At 60.5% G+C, this 16,440-nt stretch carries 17 protein-coding genes; 12 read left to right on the top strand and 5 right to left on the bottom strand.

Annotated features, from left to right (window positions below; all coding sequences use genetic code 11):
- The first annotated feature begins 8 nt into the window (after positions 1-8).
- Both trpD and trpC read left to right on the top strand, forming a co-directional pair.
- Entirely contained in the window at positions 9-1,037 is a 1,029-nt protein-coding gene (gene trpD, locus MD273_RS00820; protein ID WP_239035881.1) for an anthranilate phosphoribosyltransferase, read from the top strand.
- A 12-nt stretch (positions 1,038-1,049) separates the two neighbouring features.
- Positions 1,050-1,871, top strand: a complete 822-nt coding sequence (gene trpC / locus MD273_RS00815) for an indole-3-glycerol phosphate synthase TrpC (protein WP_239035880.1) — start codon at positions 1,050-1,052, stop codon at positions 1,869-1,871.
- A gap of 50 nt (positions 1,872-1,921) precedes the next feature.
- Here trpC and MD273_RS00810 read toward each other — a convergent pair whose 3' ends face one another.
- Positions 1,922-2,536 carry a DUF4202 domain-containing protein gene (locus MD273_RS00810; RefSeq protein ID WP_239035879.1) on the bottom strand — a complete coding sequence of 205 codons (615 nt, stop codon included), beginning with the start codon at positions 2,534-2,536 and terminating at the stop codon, positions 1,922-1,924.
- A 141-nt stretch (positions 2,537-2,677) separates the two neighbouring features.
- On the opposite strand from MD273_RS00810, the gene MD273_RS19120 reads away from it, so the two are divergent.
- On the top strand, positions 2,678-3,838 hold the full coding sequence (locus tag MD273_RS19120) for a GGDEF domain-containing protein (RefSeq protein ID WP_239035878.1): 1,161 nt from the start codon (positions 2,678-2,680) through the stop codon (positions 3,836-3,838).
- Here MD273_RS19120 and MD273_RS00800 read toward each other — a convergent pair.
- From MD273_RS00800 to MD273_RS00790, 3 genes are all read right to left on the bottom strand, one after another.
- A complete protein-coding gene (locus tag MD273_RS00800; protein ID WP_239035877.1) occupies positions 3,824-4,441 on the bottom strand; it encodes a glutathione S-transferase family protein in 618 nt (205 codons plus the stop codon). The two genes, MD273_RS19120 and MD273_RS00800, sit on opposite strands and share 15 nt — an antisense overlap.
- A gap of 91 nt (positions 4,442-4,532) precedes the next feature.
- Positions 4,533-5,270, bottom strand: coding sequence for an alpha/beta fold hydrolase (locus MD273_RS00795; RefSeq protein WP_239035876.1), 738 nt, complete (start codon positions 5,268-5,270; stop codon positions 4,533-4,535).
- A 1-nt stretch (position 5,271) separates the two neighbouring features.
- Positions 5,272-6,372 (bottom strand): M14 family zinc carboxypeptidase, encoded by a 1,101-nt coding sequence (locus tag MD273_RS00790; RefSeq protein ID WP_239035875.1) that lies wholly within the window; start codon positions 6,370-6,372, stop codon positions 5,272-5,274.
- Between the two features lie 280 nt (positions 6,373-6,652).
- Between MD273_RS00790 and MD273_RS00785 the strand changes: the two genes are divergently transcribed.
- From MD273_RS00785 to MD273_RS00770, 4 genes are all read left to right on the top strand, one after another.
- Positions 6,653-7,624: an ABC transporter substrate-binding protein gene (locus MD273_RS00785; RefSeq protein ID WP_239035874.1), complete on the top strand. Its 972-nt coding sequence runs from the start codon at positions 6,653-6,655 to the stop codon at positions 7,622-7,624.
- 101 nt (positions 7,625-7,725) lie between these two features.
- Positions 7,726-8,763: an ABC transporter permease gene (locus MD273_RS00780; protein WP_239035873.1), complete on the top strand. Its 1,038-nt coding sequence runs from the start codon at positions 7,726-7,728 to the stop codon at positions 8,761-8,763.
- A 10-nt stretch (positions 8,764-8,773) separates the two neighbouring features.
- Positions 8,774-9,829: a quaternary amine ABC transporter ATP-binding protein gene (locus MD273_RS00775; RefSeq protein WP_239035872.1), complete on the top strand. Its 1,056-nt coding sequence runs from the start codon at positions 8,774-8,776 to the stop codon at positions 9,827-9,829.
- 82 nt (positions 9,830-9,911) lie between these two features.
- Complete coding sequence (locus tag MD273_RS00770; RefSeq protein ID WP_239035871.1) at positions 9,912-10,748, top strand: substrate-binding periplasmic protein; 837 nt, start codon at positions 9,912-9,914, stop codon at positions 10,746-10,748.
- Here the strand turns inward: MD273_RS00770 and MD273_RS00765 are convergent.
- Entirely contained in the window at positions 10,724-11,704 is a 981-nt protein-coding gene (locus tag MD273_RS00765) for an META domain-containing protein (protein WP_239035870.1), read from the bottom strand. The genes MD273_RS00770 and MD273_RS00765 overlap by 25 nt on opposite strands.
- A gap of 136 nt (positions 11,705-11,840) precedes the next feature.
- On the opposite strand from MD273_RS00765, the gene MD273_RS00760 reads away from it, so the two are divergent.
- The 5 genes from MD273_RS00760 to modC all read left to right on the top strand — a co-directional run bounded on the left by MD273_RS00760 (position 11,841) and on the right by modC (position 16,361).
- Positions 11,841-12,584: a glutathione S-transferase family protein gene (locus MD273_RS00760; protein WP_239035869.1), complete on the top strand. Its 744-nt coding sequence runs from the start codon at positions 11,841-11,843 to the stop codon at positions 12,582-12,584.
- A 109-nt stretch (positions 12,585-12,693) separates the two neighbouring features.
- Positions 12,694-13,644, top strand: a complete 951-nt coding sequence (locus MD273_RS00755) for a sterol desaturase family protein (protein WP_239035868.1) — start codon at positions 12,694-12,696, stop codon at positions 13,642-13,644.
- Positions 13,645-13,765: 121 nt separating this feature from the next.
- Positions 13,766-14,575, top strand: coding sequence for a molybdate ABC transporter substrate-binding protein (gene modA / locus MD273_RS00750; protein WP_239035867.1), 810 nt, complete (start codon positions 13,766-13,768; stop codon positions 14,573-14,575).
- 29 nt (positions 14,576-14,604) lie between these two features.
- Positions 14,605-15,282 carry a molybdate ABC transporter permease subunit gene (gene modB / locus MD273_RS00745; RefSeq protein ID WP_239035866.1) on the top strand — a complete coding sequence of 226 codons (678 nt, stop codon included), beginning with the start codon at positions 14,605-14,607 and terminating at the stop codon, positions 15,280-15,282.
- Positions 15,279-16,361, top strand: a complete 1,083-nt coding sequence (gene modC, locus MD273_RS00740) for a molybdenum ABC transporter ATP-binding protein (protein WP_239035865.1) — start codon at positions 15,279-15,281, stop codon at positions 16,359-16,361. The genes modB and modC overlap by 4 nt, the downstream gene beginning before the upstream one ends.
- Positions 16,362-16,440: the final 79 nt, after the last annotated feature.

Genomic DNA, 16,440 nt, shown 5'->3' with positions numbered 1-16,440 from the left:
AACTCTCCATGGACATGAAACAAGCTCTGAACCGGATCGCTTCCAACCTGGATCTCTCCCGGGAGGAAATGAAAGAGGTCATGCGCATCGTCATGAACGGAGAGGCCACCGATGCCCAGATCGGGGCGTTCCTGATGGGGCTGCGCCTCAAGAGTGAAACCATCGACGAGATCACCGGTGCCACCGAAGTCATGCGCGAGCTGGCTACCGGAGTCACCGTGAACGCCGAACCGCTGGTGGACATCGTCGGCACCGGCGGTGACGGCGCCAATCTCTTCAACGTATCCTCGGCTGCGTCCTTTGTCGTGGCAGCGGCCGGAGGCTATGTTGCCAAGCACGGCAATCGCGGCGTGTCCTCCAAGAGCGGCAGTGCCGATCTCATCGAGAAAGCCGGGATCAATCTGAACATGACCCCCGAGCAGGTAGCCCGTTGTGTGGAGCAGATCGGCGTGGGTTTCATGTTCGCCCCGGCCCACCACGGTGCCATGAAGCATGCCATCGGCCCACGCAAGGAGCTGGGCTGCCGGACCATCTTCAATATCCTTGGCCCGATGACCAACCCGGCCGGCGTCAAGCGACAGCTGTTGGGCGTGTTTACCCGGGAGCTGTGCCGCCCCATGGCGGAAGTGATGAAGCGGCTGGGTGCGGAGCACATCATGGTGGTGCATTCCAAGGACGGCCTGGACGAGATCAGTCTGGCCACCCTCACCCACGTGGCGGAGCTCAAGGATGGTGAGATCACCGAATATGACATCACTCCGGAAGATCTCGGCATCAAGAGTCAGTCGCTGGTGGGGCTGGATGTGGATTCCTCGGAGGAATCCCTGAAACTGATCCGGGCCGCGTTTGGCCGGGACCATGATGAGATCACGGAAAAGGCCCGGGACCTGATCGCCCTGAACGCCGGTGCCGCCATCTACATTGCCGGCCTGGCGGACACCCCGAAAGCCGGCGTCGAGATGGCGCTGGATGCCATGGGATCGGGACTGGCTGCGGGCAAGATGTCCGAGCTGGCTGATTTTTCCCAGTGTTTTTGATGCGGGCCTGACATGACTGACAGACATCTTGATAAGACTCCCACCATTCTTCGGAAGATCGTTGACCGGAAATGGCAGGAAATCGACGAGCGTAAACGCCGCGTCACGATTGACGACCTGAAGGCCATGGCGGGCGACCAGGCACCTGCCCGGGGGTTTGCCGACGCCATGCGAACCCGGATTGAACAGCAGACCCCTGCGGTGATTGCCGAAATCAAGAAGGCTTCCCCCAGCAAGGGCATCCTGCGCGATCCGTTCGTACCGGCCGAGATCGCCGAAAGTTATGAGAAGGGCGGCGCGGCCTGCCTGTCCGTGCTGACCGACCGTGACTTCTTCCAGGGCCACGAGGACTACCTGAAAGCCGCCCGTGCTGCCTGCAGCCTGCCGGTCATCCGGAAGGATTTCATGGTGGCGCCCTACCAGGTCTACGAAAGCCGTGCCATCGGTGCCGACTGCATCCTGCTGATTGCTGCCTGCCTGACCCGGAATCAGATGCAGGAACTGGAAGGAATTGCCCACGAAATCGGGCTGGATGTGCTGGTGGAGGTACACGATCCGGAAGAGATGGACGACGCCCTGACCCTGGAAACGCCCCTGGTCGGCATCAACAACCGCAACCTGCACACCTTCGAGGTGTCCCTGGACACCACGTTCGAGCTGCACGAGCGGATCGGCCAGGACCGGCTGACGGTGACCGAGAGCGGCATCATGACCCGGGACGATGTGGACGCCATGACCAGCCGGGGCATTTACGGCTTCCTGGTGGGTGAATCGTTTATGCGGGCGGAAGAGCCCGGTCAAAAACTCAAAGAGCTGTTTTTTCCGGAAGGCTAACTGAAAAGATAGATACAGGCCGGTGGGCAGGGCCGGCCTGTGCACCAGAGTCAGCCTTCAGCACCTTCTAGAGCTTCCTGCAAAAGCTCCAACAAATGTGCGGGCATCCCGCCGGCCAGCTTCAGCGCCGCCTCATGCCCCCGGGGCGACATCTTGCCCCAGGTCCGACGCACAATCCGGAGCCACTTTTCCCGGTCATACTCCGGCTTTTCCTCATAGAACGGCGCAAAATAGCGCTCCAGGAACACCATGCAGGCCACGTCCTCCAGCAGCTGCGTGTCCGGATCCTGGCGTAGCTCCCGCTTGGTGAGGATGGTCTCCACCCGCTGGCACTCTGCCTCGGGATAGCCGCATTCGGCCATGATTTCCGCTGCCCGGCGGCCGTGCATGCGACCACAGGCCTGGCGCCACAGGTAGTAATTCTTCCGACCCTCGCCGAACTCACTGCGGGGCATAGTCCAGCGCTCGATGTGTTGGGCCCTGCAGGCTATCTGCATGCGGTCGCTCGGTTCCGGTTCCAGCTCAAACAACCAGCGGGTCATGTGCTGGCTATAGGCAAACTCCCGAGGCAGAACCTCGCCGCCCACTTCCTCCCGGTTCGGGTCGGCCTGGTTGGCTTCATCAATTTTGCTCAGGGTACACCCGAGTTTCTCGGACACAGACATCTGGAACTCCGGACTGGATCAAACAAGCTCTTGTAGGTAAATCCACCAAGATGTGAACTACTTATCAAAACTTGATTTTGTTGTAGGGTATGGACAGAATTTAATATGCATTTTGAAACTTTCGGGGAGTGACTTCCAGCCGTGCGTCTTTCCGACCTCAATATTCCCCGTAAGTGGCAAACGGCTTACCTGTGTTATCAGGAACGCACGGAGCGAATTTTCGCTTTCTACAGCGCCTGGCTGATACTGACCACGCTTCTGGCCTATCTCTTCAGCCGCGAATTACGAGGCGCCCCCTCTCCGGAACTCTGGTCGATGGCCTCTCTCATCAGGGCGCCGGCCTATTTCAGCGTGATCATCACGTTGCTGGCGCATTATACCGGAGTACCCAACTGGCGTCCGAAGGTGTTCCTCAGGATGATGTCGCTGTCACTGATGTTCTCGATCCTGGGCCTGTTCCTGATTTACGCAAAGTATTGGCCCGAGGCTCTCAGCCAGGTCAGTGAAGGCCTGATGATCAGTTTTTTCGGGGTCACCCTGCTCGCCACCAGGGGAACCCGGGACTGGGTAATCCAGTTCCTCACTCCGCTGATACTCTTTGTTTTCGTAGCCGTTCTGGTTGAGGTTCCGCTGATCAGTCTCACCCCGTTCCTGTTCGGGCCCTCGGTCATGCTGCTCATCGGTTTGGTCGTCTCGGAAATCATGCGCCGACTCGGCAAGCATCAGTTCCTGAGCGAACAGGAAATGAAGGAGCTGGCGACCACCGATCAACTGACCGGCCTGCTCAACCGGCACGCCTTCCTGCCTATGGTCAGACATGCCATCAGCCGTGCCCGACGCGAAAAACGGGAACGCTTTTGCCTGATCATCGGCGATCTGGATCACTTCAAGACCGTCAACGACACCTATGGGCACGACTTCGGCGATCTCGTGCTGAGGGAGACGGCCGTGCGCCTTGGTGCCAGCTTGCGTCAGCAGGATGCGGTATGCCGTTGGGGGGGCGAGGAATTCCTGATACTGCTCCCTGCCACGGACTTGGATGGGGCCATGGAGGTGGCTCGCAAAATTCTCGCGGCCATGTCTGATACCCCGGTGCAATGCAAGGATGCCGAGCGGTGCCAGGAGATTTCAGTGCAGCAAACCATCAGCCTCGGACTGGCCTGTTTCACGGAAGAGGATTCCCCGGAAAGCCTCATTGCACGAGCGGATCAGGGGCTTTATGAGGCAAAAGCGGCTGGCCGGAACCGGGTAAGGTCGATTCCGGCCAGCCGGGGACTGGAGGCAGGATCAAGCCTGGGCTGACGGCCGGGCCTTGATCCGGTCATACCAGGCCTGAAGGTTGGTCTGCTCCGGCTTGATCCGGATATTCACCACCCGGGCAAAGGCCACCGTGGTGAAGGCGTTGATGTCGGCCGCGGTGAACCGGTCGCAACAGATGTACTCCTTGCCTTCGAGGTGTTTGTCCAGGAAGTGCATGAACTTTTCCACGCCCTGGCCACACTCCTCGCCCCATTCCTTGATGGGATTCATCCGGTCCTTGAAGTAGCCGGTCGTGTGCTGAAAGCACATGCCGGTGGGCAGGAAGAAATAGAAATCGATCCAGCGCAGCCATTGCTCCAGGTGAGCCTTCTCCAGAGGGTTTTCCCCGAGCAGCTTCGGCGCGTCCGGGTAGGCCTCCTCGAAATAGCGGCAGATGGCCATGGTCTCTGCGATACAGGTACCGTCATCCAGCTCCATCACCGGCACTTTCTTCATGGGATTACGGGCAACAAATTCCGGCGTCAGGTTCTCGCCTTTTTGCAGGTCAATCTCGACGAATTCGGCCTGATCAAGCAGGCCCTTCTCGGCCATGAACATGCGCACGCGGCGGGGATTCGGGGCAGTTTTTGTTTCGAATATTTTCATTTTGGTCAGCTCCGTTCCGGGTGTTGGATGGATAAACTTGGTTCCTGGATAGCAAGAGACTGACCGCAAAAAAGAGTTGCGTCAAGCAACCTCAGGCACGGGGCAACCAGGCCCGGATCTGCTCCAGAACCCATGCTGGCTCATCGAGGGGCAGATCGTGACCGGCATCCGGATGGAGTCTGAGAGTCCACTGCCAGCGGGACTCCAGGGCTTCGCTGCACTTGAAGTGCACAATACGATCACTCCGGCTGGCCAGCAGCAGGGCATCAGGGAGGGGGCGCTCGGGCGCAGGTGTGAAACTGGCCGCCGCTTTCAGCTGATTGAACGCTGTGGCGAGGCTGACCGGACGCTGACGCTGGATGCTGTACCAGCGCTTGGCCAAGGCCAGAGGCACCGGCCGATTGGAGGTCAGTTCCAGCAGGTCCCGTTCCCGATCAAACAGTTCCCGGCGCGACAGCAGTCGCAGAACCCGGGGCCAGGCCGCTGGCCGCATTCGCTGCCAGGGCGGACTGAAGCCGCAACTGGTATTGATCATCACCAGCTGCTGGATTTCGCCTATTTCGGCATGCTGGGCCCAGTCGAGCGCCACCATGCCGCCCATGGACAGGGCAATGATCCCGAAAGGACGTGGGATATGGCTTACCTGCTGGCAAACCCGCTGACGAATGCGTTCGATGGTGGCCGGACTGGCCTCCCTGAAATGGACACCGGTGCCGGGAAGGTCAACGGCGTGAAACCGGTGCCCGGGAAAGGCGGACTGAAGCGCAGCGGGGAACTCGCCCCAGTGGGCCTGCTCCCGAATCAGCCCCCGCAACAATATCCAGTGCATGTCAGATTGTATCCCGGTACCAGTGCGAAATCGCAGCTTCCCTCAGCATGGACTCCTGCTCGGCATCGGGCAACCAGTTCCGGTGGCTTGCCGCCGCATTGAGCAGAAAATCAATCCAGGTCAGATGGGTACGCAGCACCCGTTTGTGGCGGTGGGGAACCAGCGGATTGAACAGGCCGTCCAGCCGGAACAGCTGCCTTGGGCGCTTTCGGATCCATCGCCAGGACCCCATTTCAAGGGTCAGGGGCAGGAACACCCCGGCATTGTCCCGGTTGATCTGTTTGTAGAAGTAATCCCACAGGTCCCCGTGCGTCAGGTAATGGCGCGACTGGGGTTCGAATCGGTAGTCATGATTGGGATAGGTCTGTTCCCAGATCAGCTTGAGGGCCATCACCGCTGCGATCCGCCGCATGGGGCGCCGACGGTAGGCATACGGAAACCAGATCTGGTCCTGCCAGCCGAAGCCACTGTGGCAATCAAGCGCAACACTGAATGGCCGCCCTGGCAAGAGCTCCCGAATCACGGCTTCCAGCGCCCGGTTCTCCACTTCCATCCCCTGCCCGGGATCACCAGTGTACCAGGGCAACCTGCGGGACAGTCGCTGGCCGCCCAACAGGAAGGCGCTGCGATCCTGGGCGGTGATGGGGGCATTGCGCATAAGGTCGACCCCACCGGGATTACTGCGCTGGTTCAGATACATGCCACCGGGATTGAGTATTGGCAGCACGGTCAGATGAACCTTCTCAAGCAATGCTGTCAGCTGTTCATCCCAGGCCAGCCTTTTCAGCAAGGCACCCAGCCAGGCCATCACCACCTGCGTGCCGATCCGTTCCAGGCCATGCACGCCGCCAACCAGCAGTACGGCGGGGGCCTCCGGCTTTCCAGTGCCAATATCCACCCGATAGATCGGCAGCTTCAGATCGCCAAGCGCCACGCGATCGACGACACTGCTCGTGACCGCCACCGGTGCTTCCGCCAGCGTCCGCTCCAGCGTCACCATCTCCGGCAGGAATGTCCGCAACTGCCTCCGCTGCCGCCGACCGCGCCGCGATTGCTCATGGGAAATGACCGTATGCGGGGTCAGATCACGTAATTCAGTCATGCACACACCTCCAGCCATCAACCTTCCAAGCTAACATCCGGAAGCTACAGAACGTTGACAGCCAAAAGAAATACGCCCGGAAAGACGACACTTTTTTGGCCATTTTCTTGAATCTCGATTCAATTTCCTTATCCTAGAACACGAATTCTGTCGAGAAATCTTGTTTTGAAGAACGCAGTAGCAGTTCCAGAAACAACCCCTCCTTCCGATCTCTCACGATCGCGATCTGGTCATACCCATAAGCGCTCTACTGCGTCACCAATCCCAGAGGAGAAGTGACATGAAAAAGCTTACTTCTGCCGCACTCCTGTGTGCGGCGGCAATCCCCGGAATGGCACAGGCCAACCAGTGCGGTGAGGTATCCATCACCGAGATGAACTGGGCCTCCGCCTCGGTCGTCACCAACGTGGCCAAATTCATCATGGAACAGGGATACGGCTGCGAGGTCTCTGTCGTACCCTCTGACACCGTCCCGGCGGTCACCTCCGTCGCCGAAAACGGCGAGCCGGACATCGTCACCGAGCTGTGGCTGAACTCCACGGGTGAGGTTTACGAGCGCCTGGAAGAGGAAGGCAAGATCGAGCGCGCCGGCAAGGTCCTTGATCCGGGCGGTGTCGAAGGCTGGTGGATCCCGACTTACCTGGTCGAGGAACACCCGGAACTGAAAACCATTGAAGGCATCATGGCCAACCCGGAGCTGGTCGATGCCCGCTTCAACAACTGCCCGGATGGCTGGGGCTGCCGGGTGGTCAACGACAACCTGATCCGTGCCCTGGATCTGGAAGCGTCCGGCATTGAGGTATTCAACCATGGCTCCGGTGAGACCCTCGCGTCATCCATGGCGTCCGCTGTCCAGGATCAGGAGCCCTGGTTCGGTTATTACTGGGGCCCGACCGTACCCCTGGGCAAGTTCGACATGACCCGGGTAGACCTTGGCGAATACAACAAGGCCGCGCACGAGGCCAACCAGAACCCGGACACCCCGGATCCTCAGGTATCCGACTTCCCGGCGGCACCGGTGCTGACATCCGTCACCACCGACTTCAAGCAGCGTGCGCCTGAAGTTGCCGACATGCTCTCCAAGATGACCTTCAAGACCGACACCATGAGTGCGGTCCTGGCCTGGAAGAGCGAAAACAACGCCTCTGCTGAGGAAGCCGCTGTCTACTTCCTGAGCTCCTACCCCAAAGTGTGGTCCGGCTGGCTCAACGAGTCTGCCGAGAGCAAGCTCGCAGCTCTGCTCGAGAAGTAACACACCTGAACCGTGGCGGAGCCCCTGGCTTCGCCATGGTCTCCTACCCGAACCGTCTGTCGCTCCACCTGGCGGAAATTCGCACAGGAAACTGACAAGTCATGGCTACCTACGATTTTGTTTTTTCTTCCCTTGGACTGAATGACTGGTGTTCCGAGGGCGAAAGCAGTGCGCCTATGTCCATGGCCCAGCTGCTCTCAAAAACCAAGGGCGAAGAATCCTCGGACACCACCTCGCTGTGGGAGTTGCCCTTTCCCTCCATGGATGCACTGAACGAGGCGTGCCCGGCATTTCCACAGTCAAGGGAGCTGACCAAGGGACTGGAGGAGGGATTTCTCGACATCAAGGACAGCCTCAGCGTGGTGCTCGATCCCATTACCCAACCACTGAGCTGGTTTCTCGATGGCACCCTCTACGGAATGCTGAACACGCCCTGGTGGATCATCATTCCGGCACTGCTGGGCGTGGTGTTCCTGGTAAGCCGCTCCTGGAAACTGGTCTCGTTCGTGGCCGGTAGCATCTTCCTGCTCGCCTTCATCGACCATTACGAATACGCGATGCAGACACTCTCGATCATCTTCGTCTGCGCGTTTCTGTGCGTGTTACTGGGTGTGCCGATCGGTATTGCCATGTCCCGCAGCGATGTCATGCAGCGCATGACCATCCCGGTGCTCGACATGTTGCAGACGCTGCCACCCTTTGTTTATCTGATCCCGCTGATCTTCCTGTTCAGCGTGACCGAATCCAAGCTTTACGGCATCGCCATCATCCTCTACGCCATAGTTCCGGTCATCCGCCTGACCAACCTGGGGATCCGGCTGGTGGACAAGGATGTGATCGAGGCTGCCGATGCCTTCGGCATGACTCCCCGGCAAAAGCTGTACAAGGTCCAGATCCCGCTGGCACTGCCTAACATCATGGCCGGTGTGAACCAGACCATCATGATGAGCCTCGCGATGGTTGTTATCGCCTCCCTGGTGTCGGCACCCGGGCTTGGCGTACTGGTCCTGAGAGGTATCCGGAACCTGGAACTGGGTGTTGGCCTGGTGTCCGGCCTGGGCATCGTCATCCTGGCGGTGATTCTCGACCGGGTTACCAAAGCATCGCTCGCACGCATCAACGCATCCCAGAAGCAGTGAGGAAACTCTCGTGGCAAACGACATCAAGATTTCGATCAGAAACCTGTTCAAGATCTTCGGCCCGGTTCCCGATGTAGCCCTGGAGCATGTGCGTCGCGGCATGAACAAGGCTGATCTGCTGGAACAGCAGAGCCATGTTCTCGGTCTCCGGGATATCAACGTGGATATGCGCAATGGTGAGATCACTGTGATCATGGGCTTGTCCGGTTCCGGGAAATCGACCCTGATCCGTCACCTCAACCGTCTTATCGAGCCGACTGCCGGGGAGATCCGGATCGACGGCGAAGACGTGCTCAGCTACAGCGAGGAACAGCTGCGCAAGCTCAGACGGGAACGCATGTCGATGGTATTCCAGAAATTCGCCCTGCTCCCGCACAAGACCGTGCTGGAGAATGCCGGCATGGCCAAGGCCATCCGCGGGTATACCACCTCGGATTTCGAGGCCGACGCCCGCAAATGGCTGGCCCGGGTTGGCCTGGAAGGCAATGAAAACCAGTACCCCCACCAGTTGTCCGGCGGCATGCAGCAACGGGTCGGGATTGCCCGGGCACTGGTATCGGATGCCCCGATCATGCTGATGGACGAGGCGTTTTCAGCGCTGGACCCGCTGATCCGGTCGGACATGCAGGACCTTTTGCTGGAACTGCAGGAAGAGTTGCATAAAACCATCGTGTTCATCACCCATGATCTGGATGAGGCACTCAAGCTGGCCGATCATCTGGTCATTCTCAAGGACGGCGAAGTGGTGCAGCAGGGAGATCCCCAGGAGATCCTGCTGAATCCGGGCGACCCTTATATCGTCGACTTCATCTCGGACATCAACCGGGCCCGGGTACTGCGGGTACGCTCGGTCATGAAGCCGGGCTCCGAGGCCGAAGAGAACTATGCGGGAGACATCTCCGAACGGGACAACCTTGAAACGGTGCTGGAACGCTCCGGTGGCGATACCGAACTGGCATTCCGCGTTGTCCGCGATGGCCGACAGGTAGGCTCCCTGCACATGAAAGATCTGACCAGGGCCCTGGTACCTACCGCGGCCGCAACGGAGTCACGACAACGGGCCTAGAACCAGAGGAAGGTTACAAACCGCAGTCGAGGGGTTATGATGAAAAGGATCGCCGCTCGACTGCGGCACACTGGCCCCGAAGATGATGCCCAAGGCTTTCCTGCTATTACTGACACTGTTTCTGTCGGCCTGCTCGCCCGAAGAGCCGCCCCGTTCGCCCGCAGAGCAGATGCAGCCAGCAGCCTCGCCAGCCACCGATACCCCGACACCCCCCAAGCGGATTGTGATACTGGCCGCCGACCCATGGTGCCCCTATAACTGCGTCGCCGGGGCGAAGCCCGAAGGCTATATGGTGGACCTTGCCCGTGAAGCCCTCGAACGGGAAGGATTCGGAGTAAGCTACATAAACATGAGCTGGGCCCGGGCACTGGAACAGGCCGAGGCCGGCTACATTGACGGCATCGTCGGCGCGTTCACCTCAGACGCCCCCGGCTTCGTTTTCCCGGAAGAACACCTGGGCATTTCCCACATCGAGCTGTACACGCAACCCGGGCAGGACTGGCACTATCAGGGCGTCGATTCGTTGCGGGACCAGACACTGATCGCCCTGAACGGCTACTCCTATTCACCGGAGCTGGACGACTACATCCAGCGCAACCGTGACAACCAGAAACGGGTGTGGATTCTGTCCGGGCCGGCCCCCCTGAAGCGTGCCATCAAACTGATTCTGGAGGAGCGATCCGATGTTCTGCCTGAAGACCGCGATGTCATGGCATGGACGCTCCAGCACCAGCTTCCGAACATTCAGCTCCGCAGTGCCGGCGCCCTTTCCAGCAGTCCGGTCTACATCGCCTTTTCTCCCGCCAGCGCCCGTTCGCAAGAACTGGCCGATGCGCTCAGCCGCGGCATCCGGGAGTTGAGGGCATCCGGACGCCTGGCGGAGATTCTCGCCGCCTACGGGGTCTCGGCGGTCGACTGAAAAGCGGTCAGGGTGTCACCGGATGCAGTGGTCAACTCCAGCTGCCCATGGCGTCCGATCTCGAACCGGGAAACCTCACCAAGCACCTCCAGAAAGCGATCCTCCTGATTCATGAGGGCCGGGACACAGGCTCGTCTGGTTGACGCAATGGCGCCAAAACTGATGCCCTCGCCAGACAACTGGTAGCTGCCCGTATACCGGTTACACGACGCTCTGCCGGCAACCCGGTTGTCGGAAAGAAACCGGAGTGTTACCCGGGAACCGTCGATGATTCCGGCACCTGCGATGTCCTCAACCACCCATTCTGCTCCACGCAAAAGTCGTTGGCGATCACCTCCACAGCCCTTGAGGGCCGGCTCGCCATTCACCTGCAGTCGCACCTGGGCCGGATACTGGGCTCCGGACATGGTGTCCTGACACAGCTGGCGGGCGACGGTCAGACTGACATTGAGGCCCCCGGCCCGGGCGACCACCGTCCGGCCGTGGCGGTCACCGTCGACTGCCTCCACCAAAAGACGCTGCGCGCCGTCCGACTCGAAAGGGCGCTCAAGCAGAAGTTCATCACCTTCAACCACTGCTCGCCAGAACGGCTCGTTGCCACGGGCCTCGAACGGCACCTCCACCGCACCGGGGGCCAGGCATTCCGGGTAGGCCTCGCCCCGGATGGTCAACGCTGCCCGCTCGCCCTTGCTCCAGAACCGGGTCTGTTCGTCTCCCGGCGCCACGTACAAGGCTCCCGAAGCGCTTTCGGCGGGTTTGAGCAACAGCCGGCGATCCAGGTAGTCGATACCCAGCAGGTCGCCGCCGTCTCCGGGTGTGACGCTGATCTCCAACTGGCCGCAGTGATACACCGACCCCGGCTCCTGGGTGGTCAGAGCCCCTCCACTGGTGGCACAACCTGCCAACAGCCCCGCGACAACAAGTACAGACTGTTTCATGCAACGTCGTACAAACATGATCTCTCCATTGATCCTGATACCAAGCCGGGCATTGTATGCTGGCCGTCCCGGAACCACCATGCCGGCAGCCCCTGGCTCAATTCCGGATTCAGCGGTATGGTAAGACCCCAGATTCATCACTGAGGTTGCCATCATGGCCGTCCGGCTCTATCAGTTCGCCATTTCCCATTACAGCGAGAAAGCTCGCTGGGCCCTGGACCACAAGGGCATTCGGTATCAGCCGGTGACGCTTCTGCCCGGGCAGCACGTCAAGACCATCCGCGCCCTCACCGGCAAGACCTCCTCGGTGCCGGTGCTGGATCACAACGGCGAAATCATCCAGGGCTCGTCCGCGATCATTGATTACCTGGAGGAGGTATTCCCGGACCACCCGCTGACCCCTGCTGATCCGGCGGCCCGGGAACAGGCTCTGGCCTGGGAACGGCGCCTGGATGATGAAGCCGGTCCGGCGATTCGTTGCTGGGCCTATCATTACCTGTTACAGCGGCCCAAGCTGGTGGTGCCGATGCTGGCTGCAGGTACCCCATTCTATAACCGCATCCTGTTGAGTCTGGCCTTCAGTCGGGTCGACGAGGTCATGCGCGACTGGATGAAGATCAACCAGAAAACCGCAGATGCCTCGCAGCAGGTTCTGGAAACGCTGCTCAGCGAACTGGCGAACATCTATCAGCAGCAGCCATACCTGGTCGGCGACAGTTTCTCCCGCGCCGACCTGACGGCCGGCGCCCTGTTCGCGCCGCTGTTCCAGCCACCGCAATACCCCGTACCCTGGCCAAAGAAAGCAAGGTTGTTACCGGCAATGCGTGGCTGGCTGGAGCAATGGCAGGAACAGATACAGCCATTGGCAATGCTCTACGAACAACATCGCCGCGCCTGATCCAACCGTTGGCGGAAATCGCCAATGGGCATGACGCAAACCGACAATGCAATGACGCCTGCCTGTGCCACTATGAAAGCTGAACTTCTCCGCATCAGCAGGACAGGTTATGGCTCTGATGGACATGATGCAGGCCGTGCTCGAGGACAGCGGTCTGATGACACTCTGGCAACAGGCTGCGCCCTGGCTGGCCCTGGATGAGCGCCAGCTGATTTTCGTGTTTGCCACCCCGGTGTTCATCGCGGTAACCCTGTGGGAATACCTGAGGATCCGGCATGATCCCCGGCTGATGGATGCCCGGGAGGCGGTCCGCAACTTCGCACTGGGTGCGGGCTATCAGGTTACCGAACTGCTGTTTGCCGGTGTGATCGCTTTTCCGGTGTATGCCCTGTGTTACCACTACCGGTTGTTTGATCTCGAGTTAAACGGGTTCACCGGCCTTCTGACCTTTCTCGGCGTCGACTTCTGCTTCTACTGGATGCATCGGGCCAGTCACCGGATGCGTTGGTTCTGGGCCGCCCATGTGGTTCATCACTCATCAGAGCGCATGAACTTTTCCACAGCCATGCGCCAGAACGCCACCAACATCTTCAACGGTATGTGGATCTTCTACCTGCCGATGGCGCTGATCGGCTTCAATCCGGTCTGGATCGGCGTTGCCTATGCCTTCTCCCTGGTCTACCAGTTCTTCATCCACACCACGCTGGTGGGTCGGCTGCCCGGCTGGACCGAGCTGCTGTTCAATACCCCCAGTCACCACCGGGTACACCATGGCCGCAACCCCGGCTACATCGACCGCAATTACGGCGGCACCCTGATTGTCTGGGACCGGTTGTTCGGTACGTTCGTGGATGAGGACACCAGGGAGCCGCCCGAATATGGCATTACCCGCCCGGTGCCCTCGAACAACCTGCTGGTACTCTGGACCCACGAATATGTGGATCTGTTTCGCGACATGGCACGCCCCGGCGCCCCATGGTCCCGGCTCAGGCATCTCTGGCACCCGCCGGAGTGGGAACGACCGGCAACGACGAAGCAATCGCCCGGTTCCGGAGAGTGAGGCTCCCTGGCGCACAACTCGTTGCGGCCGCCTTTTGCCCGTTTGTAGAGAGTCGAATACAGGCCCGTCCTGTGGCATGATTCCAGGTTCCACACCCCCCAGGAACGAGCCCCGAAGACGCATGGCAAAAGCTGTTACTACGCAAACCTGTCGGAATCGCGCTCGACGCTCCCACCGCACGGGTCTGGTCGGCCTGCTGCTGGCAACGCTCTCCCTCTCCGCCAGCGCGGACATGGTGACCGCCGCTGTCGCAGCGAACTTTACCGGCACCATGCAAAAACTGATGCCGCTGTTCGAACAGCGCACCGGTCATCAAGTCCGCGCCAGCTATGGATCCACCGGTAAACTCTACGCCCAGATTCGCCAGGGCGCACCGTTTGATGTATTCCTCGCCGCCGATCGGGAACGGCCGGAGTTACTGGAACAGCAGGAACTCGGGGTGCCTGGTAGCCGTTTCACCTATGCCCGCGGTCGGCTGGCACTGTGGAGCCGCTCGCAGGAGGCCTTCAATGACCCCGAGGCCTATCTTTCGGCCAACGCAGGGGCCCGGTTGGCAATCGGCAACCCCCGTACCGCGCCCTACGGAGTTGCTGCCATGGAAGCGCTCGACACCCTCGGCCTGCAAGATACCATCGGACGGAGACTGGTCCGGGGCGACTCCATCGCGCAGACCTTCCAGTTTGTGGCCACCGGCAACGCCGAAGCAGGCTTTGTTGCGCTCGCACAACTGCGCGCCTGGAACGGTGAGAGCGGGGCCAGCTGGGTGGTACCTGCATCCCTGCACCGGCCCATCGAACAGCAGGCTATCCTGTTGACCCGGAGCGAAAATCCAGAAGCGGCCAGGGCCTGGCTGGACTTCCTCGCCAGCGAAGAAGCGCGGGCAATCATTGAAAAAGACGGCTACGATACCGGTGACGCGCCGGAGCCCTGAGGCCGGCGGACCAAGGCAACGGAGACTTCATGGGCCCCGAATGGCAGGCTGTCTGGCTGACACTGAAACTGGCAGGCATCACCACCGTACTTTTGCTCATCATCGGCACCCCACTGGCCTGGTGGCTGGCCCGAAGCCAGCACTGGTCACGGCAACCGGTGTCGGCGCTGATCGCCCTGCCCCTGGTCCTGCCGCCGACCGTCCTGGGGTTCTACCTGCTGATCCTGATGGGACCGGATGGCCTGGTAGGGCAACTGACCGAACAACTGGGCATCGGCCTGCTGCCGTTCACCTTCGAGGGCCTGGTGATTGCCTCGATCCTCTATTCCCTGCCCTTCACCGTTCAGCCACTGCAGAACAGCTTTGCCACCATAGACCAGCGTTTGCTTGAAGTTGCCGCAACGCTTCGGGCATCGCCGCGCGACCGTTTCTTCACCGTAGTGCTGCCTCTGGCGCGCCCGGGGTTCCTCAGCGCGGCGGTCCTGACGTTCGCCCACACCGTGGGCGAATTCGGCGTGGTCCTCATGATCGGTGGAAATATTCCCGGCGAAACCAAGGTCCTGTCGGTCGCCATCTATGATCATGTCGAGGCGCTGGACTACGGCTCGGCACACTGGTTGGCCGCCGGTATGCTGGCGTTCTCGTTCGTCGTCCTGCTGACGCTGTACAGCCTCAATGGCCGACTCCAGTCCGGAGTTGTCAAATGACCGACACCAGAGTAATCGAGGCACGCTTCCGGTGTGGCTTCGGGACCTTTCAGCTCGACGTTGACCTGGAACTGCCCGGGACGGGTGTCACGGCGCTTTTCGGCCATTCGGGCTGTGGTAAGACCACCCTGCTGCGCTGTATTGCGGGGCTCCAGCCTGCCGAAGGCACCCTGAGGGTTAGCGGTGACACCTGGCAGGATGGCTCCCGGAACCTGCCGGTGCACCGGAGACCACTGGCCTACGTCTTCCAGGAGACCAGTCTGTTCCCACATCTGACGGTGCGCAGGAACCTTCTCTACGGCTTCCGCCGGATTCCCGATTCCCGACGTCATGTCACCTTTGAGCAGGCTGTTGACTGGCTCGGCCTCGGGCATTTGCTTGACCGCATGCCCCAGCGCCTGTCCGGCGGTGAGCGCCAGCGTGTTGCCATTGCCCGGGCCCTGTTGACCAGCCCGGATCTGTTACTGATGGACGAGCCGCTGTCGGCGCTGGATGCCCGAAGCAAGCGGGAAATCATGCCTTACCTGGAAACCCTGAGGGATTCCCTGGCGATTCCGATCCTCTATGTCTCCCACTCCACCAGTGAGGTGGCCCGGCTGGCGGATCATATCGTGATGATGGATAACGGTCGGGTCATCGCCGACGGCCCGTTGCAAGAGACGCTCGCCCGGACTGATCAGCCTTTTGGCCTGGAAAAGGATGCCGGCGTCATCATGGAGGCGGTGGTCGGCGAGCGGGATCCGCAGTGGCATCTGTGCCGGGCAGACTTTGATGGCGGCCATCTCTGGCTTCGGGACGACGATGGACTCACCGCCGGCCAACGGATCCGGCTGCAGGTACTGGCCAGGGATATCAGCCTTGCCCTGGGCGAGCATACCGAGCAAAGCATTCAGAACCTGGTGCCGGCCACCATTGACGAAATCGCCTCGGACCTCAGTCCCGGAACGTCCATGGTCCGTCTGGTCGCCGGTGCTACGCCCTTCCTCGCCAGGCTCACCAGCCGCTCGGTGCATGCCTTGTCCCTGCAGCCAGGCCAAAGGGTCTGGATGCAGATCAAGTCGGTGGCTATTGTCGACTGACACCGGCTGACCGGCCGATGGCCCATTTGGCCGCAGCGTGGCCCGGCACCAACGGTTACCCTGTCCGTAGTCATCCAAC

It is taken from the genome of Marinobacter sp. C7 (assembly GCF_022343555.1).
Classification (GTDB): Bacteria; Pseudomonadota; Gammaproteobacteria; order Pseudomonadales; family Oleiphilaceae; genus Marinobacter.
The sequence above is the reverse complement of the archived record's forward strand: the minus strand, read 5'-3'. Positions and strand labels throughout refer to the sequence as shown.

What these genes read in the sequence shown, in the direction of transcription:
- trpC (WP_239035880.1), top strand. Translation starts at nt 1,050, where the DNA reads ATGACTGACAGACATCTTGATAAGACTCCCACCATTCTTCGGAAGATC.
- MD273_RS00765 (WP_239035870.1), bottom strand. Translation starts at nt 11,704, where the DNA reads ATGTTTGTACGACGTTGCATGAAACAGTCTGTACTTGTTGTCGCGGGG.
- MD273_RS00790 (WP_239035875.1), bottom strand. Translation starts at nt 6,372, where the DNA reads ATGACTGAATTACGTGATCTGACCCCGCATACGGTCATTTCCCATGAG.
- MD273_RS00785 (WP_239035874.1), top strand. Translation starts at nt 6,653, where the DNA reads ATGAAAAAGCTTACTTCTGCCGCACTCCTGTGTGCGGCGGCAATCCCC.
- MD273_RS00795 (WP_239035876.1), bottom strand. Translation starts at nt 5,270, where the DNA reads ATGCACTGGATATTGTTGCGGGGGCTGATTCGGGAGCAGGCCCACTGG.
- trpD (WP_239035881.1), top strand. Translation starts at nt 9, where the DNA reads ATGGACATGAAACAAGCTCTGAACCGGATCGCTTCCAACCTGGATCTC.
- modC (WP_239035865.1), top strand. Translation starts at nt 15,279, where the DNA reads ATGACCGACACCAGAGTAATCGAGGCACGCTTCCGGTGTGGCTTCGGG.
- MD273_RS00755 (WP_239035868.1), top strand. Translation starts at nt 12,694, where the DNA reads ATGGCTCTGATGGACATGATGCAGGCCGTGCTCGAGGACAGCGGTCTG.
- MD273_RS00800 (WP_239035877.1), bottom strand. Translation starts at nt 4,441, where the DNA reads ATGAAAATATTCGAAACAAAAACTGCCCCGAATCCCCGCCGCGTGCGC.
- MD273_RS00770 (WP_239035871.1), top strand. Translation starts at nt 9,912, where the DNA reads ATGATGCCCAAGGCTTTCCTGCTATTACTGACACTGTTTCTGTCGGCC.
- MD273_RS00760 (WP_239035869.1), top strand. Translation starts at nt 11,841, where the DNA reads ATGGCCGTCCGGCTCTATCAGTTCGCCATTTCCCATTACAGCGAGAAA.
- modA (WP_239035867.1), top strand. Translation starts at nt 13,766, where the DNA reads ATGGCAAAAGCTGTTACTACGCAAACCTGTCGGAATCGCGCTCGACGC.
- modB (WP_239035866.1), top strand. Translation starts at nt 14,605, where the DNA reads ATGGGCCCCGAATGGCAGGCTGTCTGGCTGACACTGAAACTGGCAGGC.
- MD273_RS00780 (WP_239035873.1), top strand. Translation starts at nt 7,726, where the DNA reads ATGGCTACCTACGATTTTGTTTTTTCTTCCCTTGGACTGAATGACTGG.
- MD273_RS00810 (WP_239035879.1), bottom strand. Translation starts at nt 2,536, where the DNA reads ATGTCTGTGTCCGAGAAACTCGGGTGTACCCTGAGCAAAATTGATGAA.